Origin of the sequence: Burkholderia sp. AU28863, assembly GCF_002223195.1 — a bacterium.
Lineage (GTDB): Bacteria > Pseudomonadota > Gammaproteobacteria > Burkholderiales > Burkholderiaceae > Burkholderia > Burkholderia sola.
Genome location: NZ_NKFE01000003.1, coordinates 1,414,613 through 1,433,356, shown reverse-complemented (window position 1 = coordinate 1,433,356; position 18,744 = coordinate 1,414,613). Strand labels below are relative to the sequence as shown.

Sequence of the window (18,744 nt, the reverse complement as noted above, 5' to 3'; positions counted from 1 at the left end):
CCGCACGCGCGGCGCGTGTCGTGTGAACGCCCGGCGCCGCCCGAATGCGGCGCCCATAAAAAAACCCGGCTCGATGGCCGGGTTTTTTGCGTGCGCAACGGGTGTTACATCGCGCCGTGCTTCAGAACTGCCACCACGACTTCTTCGTACCGGGGCGAGAATGGCCGGTCACGTACGGGCTGTCGGGGAACGTGCCGGCGAGCACGCGCTTGGTGTCCTCGGCGAGTTCCGGCTGATTCAGCTTGCCGTACGACAGGATCATGATGTGCAGCGCATCCTCGATCGCCGGCGCGCCCTTGTAGTCCTTGATCGCGAGTTGCGCGCGGTTGATGGCCGCGACATACGCGCCACGACGGTAGTAGTAGTCGGCCGCGTGCACTTCGTGCGATGCGAGCGCGTTGACGATGTAGCGCATCCGTGCAGCCGCGTCGGGCGCGTACTTGCTCTTCGGGAAGCGGTCGACGACGACCTTGAACGCATCGTACGATTCGCGCAGCGCCTGCGGATCGCGCTCGCTCATGTCCTGGCCGGAAAAGCGCCCGAACAGGCCGAGATCGTCGTTGAAGTGGATCATCCCCTTCAGGTAGTACGCGTACGGGATGTCCGGATGATCGGGGTGGAGCTGGATGAAGCGATCGACGGCCTGGTCGGCGGCTGCCGCTTCGTTGTCCTTCCAGTTGCAGTATGCAACGTTGATCTGTGCCTGCTGCGCGAAATGGCCGAACGGATCGCGGCCTTGCAGCGATTCGAAATATTTCGCGCACTTGCCCCAGTCGCCGCCGGACAGTGCGTCCTGGGCCTCTGAGTATAATTTGTTGTTCGACCAGGTAGCCGTCTCGTCCTGCTTCTGCGGCAAGCCGTGGCAGCCGGCGATGAGGGCCGCGGCCGCTACCGCCGCAGCCCGGGCGGCGACGGTTCTGGCCGTGCGTTTGGTCGAATTCATCATGCTCGCATGTCCTAGCTTCAAGTCTCGGTGACCCAGTCTAAATGACCCGTTCAAGTTCGCAGAATGCCCAGCCGGGCACACCAAATCGCGAAGATTATAGCCCAAGCGATCGGCCCGCCGACGCTGCGTCGGGGGATTCCCTCGATGACGATCTGGCCGGCGACGCGTTGCAGCCGCCCGTGGTGCCGTCCGCGGCGGCCGACGATGCGCCGCGCGTCGTCGAAGTGCCGCTGTCGCTCGCGGGAGAACGCCTCGACAAGGCGCTCGCCCAACTGTTCCCCGAATTCTCGCGCAGCCGCCTGCAGAGCTGGATCGAGGCGCAGCGCGTGCTCGTCGACGGCGCGCCGGCGAAGATCCGCCAGCCGGTACCGCTCGGCGCGAAGATCGAGCTCGTACCCGATCTGCTGCCCGAGCAGCTCGCGTTCACGCCGGAGCCCGTGCCGCTCGACGTGATCTACGAGGACGACGCGCTCGTCGTCATCAACAAGCCAGCCGGCCTCGTCGTCCATCCGGCCGCCGGCAACTGGAGCGGCACGATCCTCAACGGTCTGCTGCATCGCTACGGCGACGCGGCGGCCGGCCTGCCGCGCGCGGGAATCGTCCACCGGCTCGACAAGGAAACCTCCGGCCTGATGGTCGTGGCACGCACGCTGGCCGCGCAGACGGACCTCGTGCGCCAGTTGCAGGCCCGCACGGTGAAGCGCCGTTATTTCGCGCTGGTGTGGGGCACGATGCCCGAGGAGGGCACGATCGACGCGCCGATCGGCCGCGACCCGCGCGAGCGCACGCGCATGGCGGTCGTCACCGGCGCGTCGGGCAAGCCCGCGCGCACGCATTTCCGCACGGTTGACACATGCTTGTGGCAACGTCAGCCGGTTTCGGCGATTCAGTGCGATCTCGAGACCGGTCGCACGCACCAGATTCGCGTGCATTGCGCGCACGCGGGGCACCCGCTGCTCGGCGATCCCGTCTACGGACGTGCGCGCGGCAAGCGCTCGGTCGCGCCGCTGCCGGACGAGTTCGCGCGACAGGCGCTGCATGCGTGGCGGCTCGGCCTCGTGCATCCGGTCACGGGCAAGGCGATGCAGTGGCGCTGCCCGCTGCCGGACGACATGAACGCATTGGTCGCGGCGCTTGGCTTCGGGCAGGGTGACGAGGAATTCGACGACGACGACGGTGTCTACGACGATGACGATTTCGGCGGCGAGTATCACGACGACGAGCCGTACCTGGACGATGAGGAGGAGTGAGTGCCGATGACGAAGCTGGCGCCGTTGACGTGGCAGGACTGCGTGCAGCCCGACTGGCAGGTGTCGCCACGCGTGCGCGCGCTGATCACGACACGCGACGGCGGTGTGAGCGAAGGCCCGTACGGGCGTTGGCGGGACGGTGCCGCGCTGCCGGGCGGGATGAATCTCGGCCTGCATACCGGTGACGATCCCGACCATGTCGCCGTCAATCGCGCGCGCGTGCTCGCCCTCGCGGGCCAGTCGGGCGCCGCGTGGCTCGAGCAGGTTCATGGCGCGCGGATCGTGCTGGCGGACGAGGTGATCGCCGCGGCGCCCGCTGCCACGGCGCCGGTGCGGGCCGACGCGAGCGTCACGAACCGGCCAGGCGCCGTCTGCGTGGTGATGGTCGCCGATTGCCTGCCCGTGCTGCTGTGCGATGCGCAGGGCCGTGCGGTCGGCGCCGCGCATGCAGGCTGGCGCGGGCTCGCGGCCGGCATCGTCGAGCAGACGGCCGCGCGCGTCGCGGCGCTCGCGGGCGGCACGACGGACGCGCTGCATGCCTACCTCGGGCCGGCGATCGGCCCGCAGGCGTTCGAGGTGGGCGCCGACGTGCGCGATGCGTTTCTCGACACGGCCCCGCAGTCGGAGCATGATGAAACCCGTCATGCGTTCGTCGCGATCGACGGCGCGCCCGGCAAGTTCCTCGCCGATCTCCATGCGCTCGCGCGCCTGCGACTCGCGCGTGCGGGCGTGGCGCATGTGAGCGGCCGCACGGCGTGCACGGTCGCCGAACGCGCGCGCTTCTATTCGTACCGGCGCGACCGCGTGACGGGCCGCATGGCTGCGGCAATCTGGCTGGCCGATTGACGATGCGCGCGTGGTTTTGTTGCGCCGCGAAATCGGGTTATCTCGACATTGAGGCGACAATGCGGCGTTGCATGCGCGACTGAATGAAAAATCCCGGGGTCAAGCCGGAAAAAATGTTTTATGTTTCGCCGGAAGCCTTGTCCCGTCTGTCGTGCGCGGATTATCTCCGTGCTGAAATGTTCAGTGGTTTGATCGTGCGCTTCACATGGGGGAAAACGATAATGATAAAAATACCGCACTGCGGCAGAATCTGGAGACGCCTCTCCAGAGCATGACGGCCCGGCTCGCAGCCGGCACGCCGCGCGCGAGCAGGATTTCACGATTGACGCTCACGAATCACCGGTAAGGCAGGTAATGACAGCATCGAAAAATTCGTCGACGTCCGCGCATGCGGGCACTTCCGCGGGCAGCGCCGGTTTCGATCCGGCAGCCCAGCCGATGCAGCAGATGTTCGAGTCGTGGTTGAACGCATGGCGCGGTTTTGCCGATCCGGCGCGTGCCGCGACGGTGTCGGCCTCCGTCAATCCGTTCGCGACATTCCAGTTTCCGACGTCGTTTCCGTTCCAGATGCCGTCGATGCCCGACTTCGGCGCGATGGCGTCGCCGTTCGCGGGGCTGAAGCTGCCGGTGGCCGCGATTCCGCCCGAACGGCTCCAGGCATTGCAGGCCGATTACGCGCGCGACTGCATGGCGCTGATGCAGCAGGCGGCCGCCGCGAAGCTCGAGTCGCCGGAATTGAAAGACCGCCGCTTCAGCGGCGACGCGTGGAAGGCATCGCCCGCGCACGCGTTCGCGGCCGCCTGGTATCTGCTCAACGCACGTTATCTGCAGGAGCTGGCCGACGCGCTGCAGACCGATCCGAAGACGCGCGAGCGCATCCGCTTCACGGTTCAGCAATGGACGGCCGCCGCCGCGCCGAGCAACTTCCTCGCACTCAATCCCGATGCACAGAAATCGATCCTCGAGACGCACGGCGAAAGCCTGCGGCAAGGGATGATGAACCTGCTCGGCGACCTGCAGCGCGGCAAGATTTCGCAGACCGACGAATCGCAGTTCGTGGTCGGCAAGAACCTCGGGTGTACCGAAGGCGCGGTCGTGTACGAGAACGACCTGATCCAGCTGATCCAGTACACGCCGAAGACGGACAAGGTGTTCGAGCGGCCGCTGCTGATCGTCCCGCCGTGCATCAACAAGTTCTACATCCTCGACCTGCAACCCGAGAATTCGCTCGTCGCGCACGCGCTGTCGAGCGGCCATCAGGTGTTCCTCGTGTCGTGGCGTAACGCGGACGCATCGGTTGCGCACAAGACGTGGGACGACTACATGAACGAAGGGCTGCTCGCGGCGATCGACGCGGTGCAGCAGGTCAGCGGCCGCGAGCAGATCAACACCCTCGGCTTCTGCGTCGGCGGCACGATGCTCGCGACCGCGCTCGCGGTGCTCGCCGCGCGCGGCGAACATCCGGCCGCGTCGATGACGCTGCTCACCGCGATGCTCGATTTCACCGATACGGGCATCCTCGACGTGTTCGTCGACGAGGCGCACGTGCAGATGCGCGAGCAGACCATCGGCGGCAAGAACGGGGCGCAACCGGGGCTGATGCGCGGCGTCGAGTTCGCGAACACGTTCTCGTTCCTGCGGCCGAACGATCTCGTGTGGAACTACGTCGTCGACAACTACCTGAAGGGCCGCACGCCCGCGCCGTTCGACCTGCTGTACTGGAACAGCGATTCGACGAGCCTGCCGGGCCCGATGTACGCGTGGTACCTGCGCCATACCTATCTCGAAAACAAGCTGCGCGAGCCGGGTGCGCTGACCGTGTGCGGCGAATCGGTCGACCTGTCGCTGATCGACGTGCCGACCTTCATCTACGGTTCGCGCGAGGATCACATCGTGCCGTGGCAGACGGCCTACGCGTCGACGTCGATCCTGTCGGGCCCGCTGAAGTTCGTGCTCGGCGCATCGGGGCACATCGCGGGCGTGATCAATCCGCCGGCGAAGAAGAAGCGCAGCTACTGGGTCAACGACGACCTGCCCGAATCCGCGGACGACTGGTTCGCCGCGGCCACCGAGCAGCCGGGAAGCTGGTGGACGACGTGGGTCGAGTGGCTCGACGCGTACGGCGGCCGCAAGGTCGCGCCGCCTGCCCAGCCGGGTTCCGCGCAATTCCCGGTGATCGAGCCGGCGCCGGGGCGCTACGTATTGCAGCGCGATTGACGAAAACCGGGCAGCGGCGCACGCTGTCCGGCGCACCGCAGTTTTTTTAACAGGGCCGGTAACGATGCGCCGTGTCGTGCGGGTCTGGAGGAAAGGGAAATGACGGATGTAGTGATCGTATCGGCCGCGCGGACCGCGGTCGGCAAATTCGGCGGCTCGCTCGCGAAGATTGCGGCGCCGGAACTGGGCGCGACGGTGATCCGCGCGGTGCTGGAGCGTGCGGGCGTGAAGCCCGACCAGGTCAGCGAAGTGATCATGGGCCAGGTGCTGACGGCCGGCTCGGGGCAGAACCCGGCGCGGCAGTCGCTGATCAAGGCGGGGCTGCCGAGCGCGGTGCCGGGCATGACGATCAACAAGGTGTGCGGCTCGGGCCTGAAGGCCGTGATGCTGGCGGCGAACGCGATCGTCGCGGGCGACGCGGAGATCGTGATCGCGGGCGGCCAGGAGAACATGAGCGCGGCGCCGCACGTGCTGCCGGGCTCGCGCGACGGGTTCCGGATGGGCGACGCGAAGCTGGTCGACACGATGATCGTCGACGGGCTGTGGGACGTGTACAACCAGTACCACATGGGCATCACGGCGGAGAACGTCGCGAAGGAATACGGGATCACGCGCGAAGAGCAGGACGCGTTCGCGGCGCTGTCGCAGAACAAGGCGGAAGCCGCGCAGAAGGCCGGGCGTTTCGACGACGAGATCGTGCCGGTGTCGATCCCGCAACGCAAGGGCGAGCCGCTGCAGTTCGCGACCGACGAGTTCGTGCGTCACGGCGTGACGGCGGAGTCGCTGGCCGGGCTGAAGCCGGCGTTCGCGAAGGACGGCTCGGTGACGGCGGCGAACGCGTCGGGGTTGAACGACGGCGCGGCGGCGGTGCTGGTGATGTCGGCGCAGAAGGCGGCGGCGCTGGGCCTGACGCCGCTGGCGCGGATCAAGGCGTATGCGAACGCGGGCGTGGATCCGAGCGTGATGGGCATGGGGCCGGTGCCGGCGTCGCGCCGTGCGCTGGAGCGCGCGGGCTGGACGCCGGGCGACCTGGACCTGATGGAGATCAACGAAGCGTTCGCCGCGCAGGCGCTGGCGGTGCACAAGCAGATGGGCTGGGACACGTCGAAGGTGAACGTGAACGGCGGGGCGATCGCGATCGGCCATCCGATCGGCGCGTCGGGCTGCCGGATCCTGGTGACGCTGCTGCACGAGATGGTCAAGCGCGACGCGAAGCGCGGGCTGGCGTCGCTGTGCATCGGCGGCGGGATGGGCGTCGCGCTCGCGGTCGAGCGTCCGTGACCGGCCGTCCGTGACCGGCTCTCCGGAACCGGCCGTTCGCCACTGGCGAACCGAATCCGTGCGCCGGCCGATTGCGGCTTCGGCCGGCGTCACGTGAAGTCAGAGGGGGCTTCAGGCAGCTCTCGAAACCAAAAAATGGAGTGAGATTTATGTCTCAGCGAATTGCGTACGTAACGGGCGGGATGGGCGGCATCGGCACCAGCATCTGCCAGCGCCTGTCGAAAGACGGCTTCAAGGTGGTTGCAGGTTGTGGCCCGAACTCGCCGCGCCGGGTGAAATGGCTCGAGGACCAGAAGGCGCTCGGGTACGACTTCATCGCATCGGAAGGCAACGTCGGCGACTGGGACTCGACCAAGGAAGCGTTCGACAAGGTCAAGGCCGAAGTCGGCGAGATCGACGTGCTGGTCAACAACGCGGGCATCACGCGCGACGTCGTGTTCCGCAAGATGACGCATGAAGACTGGACGGCCGTGATCGACACCAACCTGACGAGCCTGTTCAACGTGACGAAGCAGGTGATCGACGGGATGGTCGAACGTGGCTGGGGCCGCATCATCAACATTTCGTCGGTGAACGGCCAGAAGGGGCAATTCGGCCAGACCAACTACTCGACCGCGAAGGCCGGCATTCACGGCTTCACGATGTCGCTCGCGCAGGAAGTCGCGACGAAGGGCGTGACGGTCAACACCGTGTCGCCGGGCTACATCGGCACCGACATGGTGAAGGCGATCCGTCCGGACGTGCTCGAGAAGATCGTCGCGACGATCCCGGTGCGGCGTCTCGGCGGGCCGGAGGAAATCGGTTCGATCGTCGCGTGGCTCGCGTCGAACGATTCCGGCTTCGCGACGGGCGCCGACTTCTCGCTGAACGGCGGCCTGCACATGGGCTGACGTCCGGGCTGCGCGGGCTGGATGGCCGCGCAGCCGGGCGTTTTCCGAAGGCCCCCGCCTCCCGGATTCGGGCGGCGGGGATTCGTCACTTGCGCTACGCTGCACTCAAAGGCGTTACATGACTACTACAAAGAAGACGGCCGAACGGCTCATCAAGAAGTACCCGAACCGCCGGCTCTACGATACCGAGACAAGCACGTACATTACGCTGACCGACGTGAAGCAGCTCGTGCTGGAGCAGGAGGATTTCAAGGTCGTCGATGCGAAATCCAATGAAGACCTGACGCGCAGCATCCTCTTGCAGATCATCCTCGAAGAGGAAAGCGGTGGCGTGCCGATGTTCTCGTCGTCGATGCTGTCGCAGATCATCCGTTTCTACGGTCATGCGATGCAGGGCATGATGGGCACGTACCTGGAAAAGAACATCCAGGCATTCATCGACATCCAGAACAAGCTCGCGGATCAATCGAAGAACCTCTACGAAGGTAACGCGATGAATCCGGAAGTCTGGTCGCAGTTCATGAACATGCAGGCGCCGATGATGCAAGGGATGATGACGAGCTACATCGAGCAGTCGAAGAACATGTTCGTGCAGATGCAGGAGCAGATGCAGAACCAGGCGAAGTCGATGTTCAGCACGTTCCCGTTCAAGCAGCCGGGCGCGTCGGAGCCCGAAAAGAAGTAAGCGGTGAGCCGGCGTGGACACGCAACGGGTCACGCCGGCATCGCGCGGGACGGCCCGTACGGGACGGCCGGTATGGCACGGCAACGGGCCGCGTCGCGGAACGATTGTCCGCACACGGCGGCATTGCCCGCGCGTGCATGAGCTAGCACATCAGTGCAGATTAAAACGCACAAGGCCGACCGGCAAAACCCGGTCGGCCGAATATCAGATAAAGCGCTGATTGTAAAAGATACCGATGGCCGGATTTTCGGCCGGCTTATCGAACCGCGAAGCGGCTTGCCGCCGATCCGTTCGAACAGTTATTTCCGTAAATAAAGAGATTTCTGTTTTCGGAAAATGCCGAGTAGATGATCGGAAAAACTTCCTTGGCGCTGAACGAGTAAATGCCATCGTTGATGGAGACGAGGAGGTTGCCGCTCGTATCGGTTTCGATCTTGTCGATCTTGCCTGCCTTGCAAAGCGATTCCGCAGATGCATACGAGGATGCAGCAAGCGTCATGGCGCAAACGAGGGTGGCCGCGAGTTTTCTCATGGTCTTTCCTTGGTGAATGAGTGGATTGCTGGGGTTGTGATGCGGGTCATGCACGGTTCAGTATTGGCTGGCCGAATAGGTGCCGATGTCTGATCGATGTGAAATGTATCGGAGATTAATCGGGTGTTGAATGGGGGTGGCGGATTTGGAAATGGTTTTTTTGGATTGTTGAGTGTTTTAAACTATTCGGGTGAATTATGTTGTGCGGTCGGGCGGGGATGGGGTTGGTGGGCGATTGAAGTAAAATAAATCAATCGACTATTTTTGGTTGATGATTTTTGTCGTGTCGTGGGTTGTGGTTATTTTTATTTACTTCTCTATTTTTATTTGCTTGACCGGATTTTTCGAGTAATGGCCTTCGGTATTGAGGCGGGCAGTCGATGCTGTAAAAGGGGCATATTCACGGGCGATGCGCGGGGCGCATACGTTTCGTATGCGTGTTTCGATGCGATACACGTGCAGCATCGTGCACGTGTCTGTAGCCAGAGCGAGGATTGGGCCGCCGGTGCGGCTTGTCAGTGCCGCGGTGAGTGCGGTCGATGGTGGGATGCTTCGCCCGGCGGCGTTCTGCGAGGCGCTGGCGCACGCCTGCGATAACGGTGGTATGCAGGCTGCGTGCGCGAGTGGACAGTCGATAGCGATAGTCACGCGCCTGCGCCGACAACCGGCCGGCCGCAACTCGATGCGGCGCTGTGGCTGATTGGCGATGGCGACGATGCGGTCTGGTTCAACCGGTGCCTGACGGCAGCGACGTATCCGAAGTGAGCATCGGATCGAGTACGGGTCTGCTTCGGTGGACTTTTTGCGACTTCGTCACGGAATTGGGGGCATCACTCCGGATCGAATCCGTTTTCGCCATCCGGCGGCGGCAGATCGAGAACGAGCTTGACCGCACTGTAGTTGGCCTTGAGCGAAAACACGCGGCCGATCACGAGAAACGTCTGCCGGGAATTTTCGAGCTCGACGAAGTCGCCGGGCTGCGGCACGTGGGCACCCTGGTCGTAGGAGAAGCTGGTGCTGGTCTGTTCGCCGATGGCTTCTGCGGCGTGTTCGGTGAATTCGATCGTGATGTGGGTGGTCATGCGAGCCCCGTTGAGTGGATGGAAGAGAGCGATGGCTTCGATTTTCGCATAGCGGCGCGGCCGTCATTCATTTTGGGTCGCTGGACCCTAAATCGCTGTAAACTCACGCTTTTGCTGCCACGCCCCCCATTCCAGATGTCCCAATCCCCCAAAGTAGGGTTCGTATCCCTCGGGTGCCCGAAAGCGCTCGTCGATTCCGAACAAATCATCACGCAACTGCGCGCCGAAGGCTATGAAATCTCCGGCAGCTACGACGGCGCGGACCTCGTCGTCGTGAACACCTGCGGCTTCATCGACGAAGCCGTGCAGGAGAGCCTCGACGCGATCGGCGAAGCGCTGACCGAGAACGGCAAGGTGATCGTCACCGGCTGCCTCGGCGCGAAGTCGAGCGCGAGCGGCTCGAACCTGATCGAGGAAGTCCACCCGAAGGTGCTCGCCGTCACCGGTCCGCACGCGGTGGGCGAAGTGATGCAGGCCGTGCATTCGCACCTGCCGAAGCCGCACGACCCGTTCGTCGACCTCGTGCCGGCGGCGGGCATCAAGCTCACGCCGCGTCACTACGCCTACCTGAAGATCTCCGAAGGCTGCAACCACCGTTGCACGTTCTGCATCATCCCGTCGATGCGCGGCGACCTCGTGTCGCGCCCGGTCGCCGAAGTGATGCTGGAAGCCGAGAACCTGTTCAAGTCGGGCGTGAAGGAACTGCTCGTGATCTCGCAGGACACGAGCGCATACGGCGTCGACGTCAAGTACCGCACGGGCTTCTGGAACGGCAAGCCGATCAAGACGCGCATGACCGACCTGGTCGCCGCGCTCGGCGAACTCGCCGCGCAGTACGGTGCATGGGTGCGCCTGCACTACGTGTATCCGTATCCGAGCGTCGACGAAGTGATCCCGCTGATGGCCGAAGGCCCGTTCAAGGGCCACGTGCTGCCGTATCTCGACGTGCCGTTCCAGCACGCGCATCCGGAAGTGCTGAAGCGCATGAAGCGGCCGGCGAACGCCGAGAAGGTGCTCGAGCGCGTGCAGAAGTGGCGCGAGATCTGCCCGGACCTGACGATCCGCAGCACGTTCATCGCGGGCTTCCCCGGCGAGACGGAAGAACAGTTCGACACGCTGCTCGACTTCATCCGCGAAGCGGAACTCGATCGCGTCGGCTGTTTCGCGTATTCGCCCGTCGAAGGCGCGACCGCGAACGACCTGGACGGCGCGCTGCCGGACGAGGTGCGCGAGGAGCGTCGCGCGCGCTTCATGGAAGTCGCCGAGGAGGTATCGGCGAACCGCATGCAGCGCAAGGTCGGCAAGACGCTCAAGGTGCTGATCGACGAAGTGAGCGCGGAAGGCGGTATCGGCCGTACGGCGGCCGATGCGCCGGAGATCGACGGCGTCGTCTACGTCGAGCCGGCGGCGAAGGCATCGAAGCGCTACAAGGTCGGCGATTTCGTGTCCGTGAAGATCACGGGCGCCGACGGCCACGATCTGTGGGGCGAGGTGTAAGCGATGGCCGCGGTATTCCCGGAGATCCTCGCGCTCGGCGAGGCGATGATCGAATTCAACCAGTCGCAGCCGGGGCGTCCTGAATTCCTGCAGGGCTTCGGCGGCGACACGTCGAACTTCTGCATCGCGGCGGCGCGCCAGCGCGCATCGACGGGCTTCGTGTCGGCGATCGGCGACGATCCGTTCGGCCGCCTGCTGGCCGACATGTGGGCGTCGGAGCAGGTCGACACGACGTACGTTCGGATCGACCGCTCGGCGCCGACCGGCGTGTATTTCGTCACGCACGGCGCCGACGGCCATCAGTTCGACTATCTGCGCGCGGGGTCGGCCGCGAGCCGCTACGCGACGGCCGACCTGCCGCTCGACGCGCTCGCGGCCGCGAAGGCCGTGCACCTGTCGGGCATCAGTCTGGCGATCAGCACGGCCGCGTGCGACGCGGCATTCGCGGCGATCGACCATGCGCGTCGCAGCGGCGCGAAGGTCAGCTTCGACACGAACCTGCGCCTGAAGCTGTGGCCGCTGCCGCGTGCCCGTGCGGTAATGCGCGAGGCGCTGCGGCAGACGGATATCTGCCTGCCGAGCTGGGACGACGTCACGGCGCTCACGGGCGCGAACGATCGCGACGCGATCGTCGACGCGATGCTCGAACACGGGCCGCAGGTCGTCGCGCTGAAGCTCGGCAGGGAAGGCGCGTATGTCGCGACGCCGCACGAACGGCGCGTCGTGCCGGGCTTCGCGGTCGAGGCCGTCGACGCGACCGGCGCGGGCGACTGCTTCGGCGGTGCGTTCGTCGCGCGGATCGTCGCGGGCGACGATCCGTTCGCGGCCGCGCGTTATGCGAACGCGGCGGCGGCGCTGTCGACGACCGGTTACGGTGCGGTCGCGCCGATTCCGCATCGCGATGCCGTGGAACGCCTGATGCAGGGCTGACGCGGAACGCGCCCGCCCGCGCATTCGCGGCGCAGGCTTGCGCGGTCATGCAGGAACCGGGCCCCGGCCCGGCACGGTCCGCGATGGTCGGGCAAATCTGAAGCAAGGAGCAACACGAGGTGGGTCGATATTCGGAATGGCACCGGGCGCTCGTCGTCGCCGGTGCGCTGATGGCGGGCATCGCGATGCCGACAGTGGTCGCCGCGCAGGCGGTCGCACCAGGCGTGCAGCAGGATGAGCCGGCGCCGGCGCGGCCGCTGAAGCCGAATCCCGAGTTTGCCCGCCTGCCGCGCTACGAAGGCACGCTCGGCGATCGGCCGATCGTCGTGCATCTCGGCCCGAAGACGGACGAGGAAGGCGTGCACGGCGAATACCAGTTCGCCGACACGGGAGAAGTCGTGCTGCTCGCGGGCGACCGCGACGGCGATACGCTCGAGATCGAGGAGTCGAACGACGGCACGAACATCACCGGCGTGTGGATCGGCCGCTTCGACGCGGCGGGCGACCTGAAGGCCGACCGGATGAACTCGGACGAATCGGACCCGCAGCCGGTCGTGCTGCACCTGGCGCCGGGCAAGCGCGCGGCGCTGCAGGTGCGCGATGGCCGCGTGCGCGAAATCGAGACGGTGGGCGGCGTCGTCAACCTGCGTACCGACGACTGAGCGCGTGCTGGCTCGGTGCGCGCGGCGCGCATTGTACCGGGCCAAGCGCGCCGATTTTGGCTACTCTAACGACATATTCCGCAACCGAACGGCCTCGTGCCCGGCCCCCAGTCATGACTGCATCCACTCCCAAGCGCGCGCTGCAAACCCGCATCGTTCAACCCGACGACGTCATTCCGGAAGGCTTCCGTTCGTTCGTGCCGCCGGTCGCGCGCGCGTCGACGGTGGTGTTCCCCGATCTCGCGACGATGCGCGCGCTGGTCTGGCACGACGACAACCAGTGGCGCTACGGGCTGCACGCGACGCCGACGTCGCTCGCGCTCGCGCAGCGGCTCGCCGAGATCGAGGGCGGCACGCACGCGCTGCTGCAGCCGTCGGGTCTCGCGGCGATCATGAACGTCTACTTCGGGATCGTGAAAGCGGGCGACGACGTGCTGATTCCGCATAACGTGTACGGCCCGAACGCCGATTTCGGCAACTGGCTCGCGAACGATTTCGGCATCACCGTGCGTGGTTACGATCCGTTGATCGGCGCCGGCATCGCCGAGCTGATCCAGCCGAACACGCGGCTGATCTGGCTCGAAGCGCCGGGCTCGGTGACGATGGAAGTGCCCGACGTGCGGGCGATCACGGCCGCCGCGAAGGCGCGCGGCATCGTCACCGCGATCGACAATACATTTTCCGCGGGGCTCGCGTTCAAGCCGTTCGCGCACGGCGTCGACATTTCGGTGCAGGCGCTGACCAAGTACCAGTCGGGCGGCAGCGACGTGCTGATGGGCGCGACGATCACCGCGAACGCGGAACTGCACGCGAAGCTGAAGCTCGCGCGGATGCGCTGCGGGATCGGCGTGTCGGTCGACGATTGCTCGCTCGTGCTGCGCAGCCTGCCGAGCATGCAGGTGCGCTTCGATGCGCACAGCAAGAGCGCGCTCGCCCTCGCGCAGTGGCTGAAGGCGCGGCCGGAGATCGCGACGGTGCTGCACCCGCAGATCGCCGACTGCCCGGGGCATGCGTCGTTCATGCGTGATTTCACGGGCGCGGGCGGGCTGTTCTCGGTGGTGTTCGACGCACGCTACAGCGCGGAGCAGATCGACCGTTTCGTCGAGTCGCTCGAGCTGTTCGCGATCGGCTGGAGCTGGGGCGGCGCGTGCAGCCTCGCGATGCCTTACGACGTCGCGTCGATGCGTCCGGACTGGCCGCATCGCGGCACGCTGGTGCGTTTCTACGTGGGCCTGGAAGACGAAGCGGATTTGCGCGCCGACATCGAGCGCGCGATGCAGGCCACGCTCGGCTGATCGCGCGCCGGCAACGTCCGGCACAAAAACGAAACGCCGGCGCGATGCGATATCGCGCCGGCGTTTTCATTGACGGTGCCGCGGGATCAGAACAGGCGCAGCAGCCCGTCGAGGCCGACATGGTCGAATGCGACCGTCGCCGCATCGCGCACGACGGGCTTCGCGTGGAACGCGACCGACAGCCCGGCTTCGGCCATCATCTTCAGGTCGTTCGACCCGTCGCCCATCGCGATCGCGCGGCTCGGCTCGAGGCCGAGCGACGCGCACGTGTCGCGCAGCAGGCGCGCCTTCACGTCGGCGTTGACGATCTCGCCGAGCACCTTGCCGGTGAGCTTGCCGTCGACGATCTCGAGCGTGTTCGCGTGCGCGTAGTCGAGGCCGAGGCGGGCTTTCAGCCGCTCGGTGAAGAACGTGAAGCCGCCCGACACGAGCAGCGTCTTCAGGCCGGCGGCCTTCACCCCAGCCAGCATCGTCTCTGCGCCCGGCGACAGTTGCAGCCGTTCTTCGTACACGCGCTCGAGCGCGTGCGCGTCGAGCCCGGCCAGCAGCGCGACGCGGCGCGTGAGGCTTTCGTTGAAATCGCGGATCTCGCCGCGCATCGCCGCTTCGGTGATCTCCGCAACCTGCGTTTTCAGCCCGCAGAAATCGGCGATCTCGTCGATGCATTCGATCGTGATCAGCGTCGAATCCATGTCCATCACCGCGAGCCCGAAATCGCCGAGCGTGCGGCCGGCCTCGACGAAGCCGAAGTCGAGCGCGTGCGTGCCGCAGTACGCGTCGATGTCGAGGCGTTGCGCCGGGCTCGCGTTTTCGATGCGCAGCGCGTGATCGTCGGTCTGCACGACGCGGGTGCCGCGCGACAGCGCGAGCAGCGGTTTGTGATGGGCGTCCGACAGCGGCGCAAGACTCTGGATGACGAGATTGTGGGTCATGACGAGTGGTTGGGAAGCGAATGAATGACGTGCGCGGCCCACGCACGGGCGGCCGCTGCGCGCGCGGGCCCCGTGCGGCTGCGGGCCAGTGCGTCGCGAACGCGCCATTGTAGCCGGTTGGCCGCGCGTGGCGGCCGGCGCCGGCGCGAAACCGGGCGCGGTACGGCGGTGGTCACCCGTTTGCGCGATCCCAGTACGGCGGATCGCCGAAGTGCTCGGCCAGGAACGCGATGAACGCGAGCGTTTTCAGCGGCACGTGCGCGCGGCTCGGATAGACGGCCCAGATCGCGACGTCGTCCGCGAACGGGTAGTCGTCGAGCACCGTGACGAGCGCGCCGCTCGCGAGCAGCGGGCCGACGTCCCAGGTCGACTTGATCGCGATCCCGAAGCCGTCGACGAGCGCTTCGCGGATCGCCTCGCCGTTGCTCGCGACGAGCCGGCCGCCGACCCGCACCGTGAGCGGGCCCTGCGGCGTCGCGAACGACCAGTCGCGCTGGTCGCCGAGGATCACGCACTCGTGCTGCGTCAGGTCGGCCGGATGGCGCGGCATGCCGCGTTCGGCGAGATAGGCGGGCGAGCAGCACAGCACGCGGCGGTTGGTGGCGAGCTTGCGGGCGACGAGCGTCGAATCCTTCAGCGCGCCGAGGCGGATCGCGACGTCGTAGCCGTCGTCGACCAGATCGACGATCTCGTCGGACAGCCGCAGATCGAGCGACACGGACGGGTAGCGGCGCAGGAACGCCGGAATCACCGGCGCGACGTGCTGGCGGCCGAACGACGACGACATCGACACCTTCAGCCGCCCGTACGGCTCGCTGCGACCGCGGCCGACCGACGCGCGCGCGGCGTCGGCCGCGGTCAGCAGCGCGTCGGCGCGCGCCATGAAGATTTCGCCGTCCTGCGTGAGGCTGATGCGGCGCGTGGTGCGGTGCAGCAGCCGCGCGCCGAGCTGGCGTTCGAGCTGCGCGATGCGCGCGCTCGCGACCGCGGCCGACACGCCGAATTCGCGTCCGGCCGCGCTGACGTTCGCGAGCAGCGCCGCGCGCACGAACAGCGCGACGTCGAGCAGGTCGAGCGGCTTGTCGGGCGCGGGAATGGGATCCGGGCTGGGACCAGACGTCATTATTCTGAAATTCCTGAAAATGTTTCAGGAAATATAGCGGTTTTCTCGAATGATCGGGTTGCCTACGATGGCACGCATGGAGGTTGCGCCGCAGCCTGCCGGATTCCCTGAAAGGAGTATCGAGATGAAAGCCGTTGGATTGACCCGTTATCTGCCGATCGACGACCCGCAAGCGTTGCTCGATGTCGAGCTGCCGCAGCCCGTGCCGGGCCCGCGCGATCTGCTCGTGAAAGTCGACGCGATTTCCGTGAACCCGGTCGACACCAAGGTGCGTGCGCCGAAGCCGCAGGTCGAGGAGACGCCGCGCGTGCTCGGCTGGGATGCGGCCGGCACGGTCGTCGCGGTCGGCGCCGACGTCACGCTGTTCCGGCCCGGCGACGAAGTGTTCTATGCGGGCAGCATTACGCGGCCCGGCGCGAACAGCGAATTCCACGCGGTCGACGAGCGGATCGCCGCGCTGAAGCCGCGCACGCTCGACTTCGCGGCGGCGGCCGCGCTGCCGCTCACCGCGCTGACCGCGTGGGAAGCGCTGTTCGACCGGTTGCGCGTGTCGCCGCAGGGCGCGGACGCCGGCAAGTCGGTGCTGATCATCGGCGGCGCGGGCGGCGTGGGCTCGATCGCGATCCAGCTCGCGAAGACGCTCGGCAAGCTGCACGTGATCGCGACCGCGTCGCGGCCGGCATCGGCCGAATGGGTGCGCACGCTCGGCGCGGATGCGGTGGTCGACCATTTCGGCGACCTGCCGGCGCAGTTGCGCGAGGCCGGCCATCCGAGCGTCGACTACGTGCTGATCTTCAACGACACCGACCATCATTTCCCGGCCGCGGCGGAAGTCATCCGGCCGCAGGGCGGCATTTGCACGATCGTCGAGAACGCGAAGCCGGTGCCGGTCGAATTGCTGAAGGCGAAGAGCGCCGCATTTCACTGGGAGTTCATGTTCACGCGTGCGATGTTCGAGACGCCGGACATGATCGAGCAGCACAAGATCCTGAGCGAGGTCGCGCGGCTCGTCGACGGCGGCACGCTGCGCACGACGCTCGGCGAACAGCTCGGCACGATCAATGCCGAGAACGTGCGGCGCGCGCACCGGATGCTCGAGGGCGGGCGCGCGATCGGCAAGCTCGTGCTGAGCGGTTTCTGAGCCGGCAGCGCGCGTCAATAAGGTGGCGGCGCCGCGAACGCAAGCGGGGTAACACCCGATGCGTTCGCGGCGCATTGCATCCCGCTTGGCGGTAGACTGGCAACGCATCATGCATCTAAAACCGCGCGGCACGCGCGTGCCGCCGCATGACAAGGAGGTCAGCATGAGCCAACGCAGCTTGTCGGTCGCCGCATCGTGGTCGGTCGTGTTCGCGGCGGCGTGCGTCAGCGCGAGCGTATTCGCGGCGCCGCCGGTCAAGGGCAGCCTGAAGGGCGGCGGTACGGGACAGCTCGAATACACCGTCAAGGTCGACTCGAAGACCTTCGGCAATGCGCAGGAGACCCGCAAGATCCGCTCGGGCGAGACGGACGATTTCAACTGGAAGTCGGTGCCGCCGAGCGGCGCGGTCGCGATGCCGGACGGCTGCCCGAACGCCGACAATCTGCCGCGCGACGCGAACGGCGCGATGGTGCGGCAGACCCAGGTGCGGCTCGCGCCGTCGGTCGACGCGAAGGGTGTCGCCAACGTGCAGTTGAGCTTCCAGGCAGCCGCGCCGAAGGGCACGCGCAGCGTGACGGCCGGCGGCAAGTCGCTGCAGTGTCCGGACGTCGTGTCGGTGAGCCAGGTGAAGTGGGTGTCGCTTCCGACCAACGGCGGGTCCAAGTCCGTGACGATGAGCGACGGCACCAAGGTAACGGTGTCGATCAAGCACTGAGCGGCGCGCGCGGGCCGGCGTTTCGTCCGGTGCGCGCGCAACCGGTTCGATCGGCGGAGCGAGCAGGACGTCACGCGAGCAGGTCGTGCCGCGCCGCCGTTGCCGTGCGTTTTCGCCATCTGCTTCGCGGCGCGGTGCGCCGACCGTGCAAAGGCGATGCGTGACGTCATGCGGATGTCACGTTATGCTCGCCCGCATCCTTTCCTTTCCGTCACGACACCGCGATGAAACTTCGAATGCGTGCGTTGCTGTCCGCCATCGCGTTCGTCGCCGCGCACGTTCATGCGGCCGACGAGTGCAGTTTCGTGAAGAAGGTCGGCCTGCCGTCGCGACAGCAGGTGGCCGTGGTGTCGAGCGGCGCACTCGAACCGTGCTCGACCGGCAGCTACGCGGTGCGCGTGTATTCGACCGCGCATGCCGCCCCGGGCTTCGATACCGACGATTACGTGACCGGCACGCTGCATGCGCGCGACGGCACGGTCGCCGATGCGTACACGGCCAACCTCGGCGTACGCGCGCCGCAGGCGCTCGTCGTGACCACGCGCTCGGCCGGCAGCGGCGGCTACGTCGGCGCGCAGGCCTATGTGTCGACGGCGCGCGCGGTGCGGCTCGTCGCATCGGTCGACGGGCTCGCGCCCGACGCGGATATCGCGGCCGCCCTTCGGCAGGCAATCGGCAAGCGACGCGGCGCGCACTGATCGCGCCGATCGCCCGATGTGC

At 66.4% G+C, this 18,744-nt stretch carries 18 protein-coding genes; 13 read left to right on the top strand and 5 right to left on the bottom strand.

From position 1 onward, the window contains the following. Positions 1 to 121: 121 nt before the first annotated feature. Positions 122 to 946, bottom strand: a complete 825-nt coding sequence (locus CFB81_RS08990; RefSeq protein ID WP_046545840.1) for an outer membrane protein assembly factor BamD — start codon at positions 944 to 946, stop codon at positions 122 to 124. A 41-nt stretch (positions 947 to 987) separates the two neighbouring features. Between CFB81_RS08990 and CFB81_RS08985 the strand changes: the two genes are divergently transcribed. The 6 genes from CFB81_RS08985 (at position 988) to phaR (ending at position 8,115) form a co-directional block, all read left to right on the top strand. Beyond that, complete coding sequence (locus tag CFB81_RS08985; protein WP_089435109.1) at positions 988 to 2,196, top strand: RluA family pseudouridine synthase; 1,209 nt, start codon at positions 988 to 990, stop codon at positions 2,194 to 2,196. A 6-nt stretch (positions 2,197 to 2,202) separates the two neighbouring features. Continuing rightward, complete coding sequence (gene pgeF, locus CFB81_RS08980; protein ID WP_069620854.1) at positions 2,203 to 3,042, top strand: peptidoglycan editing factor PgeF; 840 nt, start codon at positions 2,203 to 2,205, stop codon at positions 3,040 to 3,042. A gap of 354 nt (positions 3,043 to 3,396) precedes the next feature. Next, positions 3,397 to 5,259: an alpha/beta hydrolase gene (locus tag CFB81_RS08975; RefSeq protein ID WP_069620831.1), complete on the top strand. Its 1,863-nt coding sequence runs from the start codon at positions 3,397 to 3,399 to the stop codon at positions 5,257 to 5,259. A gap of 99 nt (positions 5,260 to 5,358) precedes the next feature. Continuing rightward, the gene (locus CFB81_RS08970) at positions 5,359 to 6,540 is read left to right on the top strand and encodes an acetyl-CoA C-acetyltransferase (protein ID WP_069620830.1); all 1,182 of its coding nucleotides are present in this window, start codon (positions 5,359 to 5,361) and stop codon (positions 6,538 to 6,540) included. 149 nt (positions 6,541 to 6,689) lie between these two features. Next, positions 6,690 to 7,430: a 3-ketoacyl-ACP reductase gene (locus CFB81_RS08965; RefSeq protein ID WP_006491801.1), complete on the top strand. Its 741-nt coding sequence runs from the start codon at positions 6,690 to 6,692 to the stop codon at positions 7,428 to 7,430. 118 nt (positions 7,431 to 7,548) lie between these two features. After that, positions 7,549 to 8,115 carry a polyhydroxyalkanoate synthesis repressor PhaR gene (gene phaR, locus CFB81_RS08960; protein WP_006485265.1) on the top strand — a complete coding sequence of 189 codons (567 nt, stop codon included), beginning with the start codon at positions 7,549 to 7,551 and terminating at the stop codon, positions 8,113 to 8,115. Positions 8,116 to 8,371: 256 nt separating this feature from the next. Here phaR and CFB81_RS08955 read toward each other — a convergent pair whose 3' ends face one another. Then, the gene (locus tag CFB81_RS08955; protein WP_089435108.1) at positions 8,372 to 8,647 is read right to left on the bottom strand and encodes a hypothetical protein; all 276 of its coding nucleotides are present in this window, start codon (positions 8,645 to 8,647) and stop codon (positions 8,372 to 8,374) included. Between the two features lie 830 nt (positions 8,648 to 9,477). After that, positions 9,478 to 9,729: a hypothetical protein gene (locus CFB81_RS08950; protein ID WP_069620828.1), complete on the bottom strand. Its 252-nt coding sequence runs from the start codon at positions 9,727 to 9,729 to the stop codon at positions 9,478 to 9,480. Positions 9,730 to 9,864: 135 nt separating this feature from the next. Here CFB81_RS08950 and rimO point away from each other — a divergent pair, with 135 nt between their 5' ends. The 4 genes from rimO to CFB81_RS08930 all read left to right on the top strand — a co-directional run bounded on the left by rimO (position 9,865) and on the right by CFB81_RS08930 (position 14,113). Further along, complete coding sequence (gene rimO, locus CFB81_RS08945; protein WP_069620827.1) at positions 9,865 to 11,226, top strand: 30S ribosomal protein S12 methylthiotransferase RimO; 1,362 nt, start codon at positions 9,865 to 9,867, stop codon at positions 11,224 to 11,226. A 3-nt stretch (positions 11,227 to 11,229) separates the two neighbouring features. Beyond that, entirely contained in the window at positions 11,230 to 12,156 is a 927-nt protein-coding gene (locus tag CFB81_RS08940; RefSeq protein WP_069620826.1) for a sugar kinase, read from the top strand. Positions 12,157 to 12,275: 119 nt separating this feature from the next. After that, positions 12,276 to 12,818, top strand: coding sequence for a hypothetical protein (locus tag CFB81_RS08935; RefSeq protein WP_069620825.1), 543 nt, complete (start codon positions 12,276 to 12,278; stop codon positions 12,816 to 12,818). A gap of 113 nt (positions 12,819 to 12,931) precedes the next feature. Further along, positions 12,932 to 14,113, top strand: coding sequence for a cystathionine beta-lyase (locus tag CFB81_RS08930; protein WP_089435107.1), 1,182 nt, complete (start codon positions 12,932 to 12,934; stop codon positions 14,111 to 14,113). A gap of 86 nt (positions 14,114 to 14,199) precedes the next feature. Here CFB81_RS08930 and serB read toward each other — a convergent pair whose 3' ends face one another. Both serB and CFB81_RS08920 read right to left on the bottom strand, forming a co-directional pair. Further along, complete coding sequence (gene serB, locus CFB81_RS08925; RefSeq protein ID WP_050015547.1) at positions 14,200 to 15,045, bottom strand: phosphoserine phosphatase SerB; 846 nt, start codon at positions 15,043 to 15,045, stop codon at positions 14,200 to 14,202. A gap of 172 nt (positions 15,046 to 15,217) precedes the next feature. After that, the gene (locus CFB81_RS08920) at positions 15,218 to 16,168 is read right to left on the bottom strand and encodes a LysR family transcriptional regulator (protein ID WP_089435106.1); all 951 of its coding nucleotides are present in this window, start codon (positions 16,166 to 16,168) and stop codon (positions 15,218 to 15,220) included. A gap of 124 nt (positions 16,169 to 16,292) precedes the next feature. On the opposite strand from CFB81_RS08920, the gene CFB81_RS08915 reads away from it, so the two are divergent. The 3 genes from CFB81_RS08915 to CFB81_RS08905 all read left to right on the top strand — a co-directional run bounded on the left by CFB81_RS08915 (position 16,293) and on the right by CFB81_RS08905 (position 18,722). Next, on the top strand, positions 16,293 to 17,309 hold the full coding sequence (locus CFB81_RS08915) for a zinc-binding alcohol dehydrogenase family protein (protein ID WP_069620821.1): 1,017 nt from the start codon (positions 16,293 to 16,295) through the stop codon (positions 17,307 to 17,309). A 163-nt stretch (positions 17,310 to 17,472) separates the two neighbouring features. Continuing rightward, on the top strand, positions 17,473 to 18,024 hold the full coding sequence (locus CFB81_RS08910; protein ID WP_069620820.1) for a DUF6013 family protein: 552 nt from the start codon (positions 17,473 to 17,475) through the stop codon (positions 18,022 to 18,024). A gap of 224 nt (positions 18,025 to 18,248) precedes the next feature. Continuing rightward, positions 18,249 to 18,722, top strand: a complete 474-nt coding sequence (locus CFB81_RS08905) for a PliI family lysozyme inhibitor of I-type lysozyme (protein ID WP_089435105.1) — start codon at positions 18,249 to 18,251, stop codon at positions 18,720 to 18,722. Positions 18,723 to 18,744 lie beyond the last annotated feature (22 nt).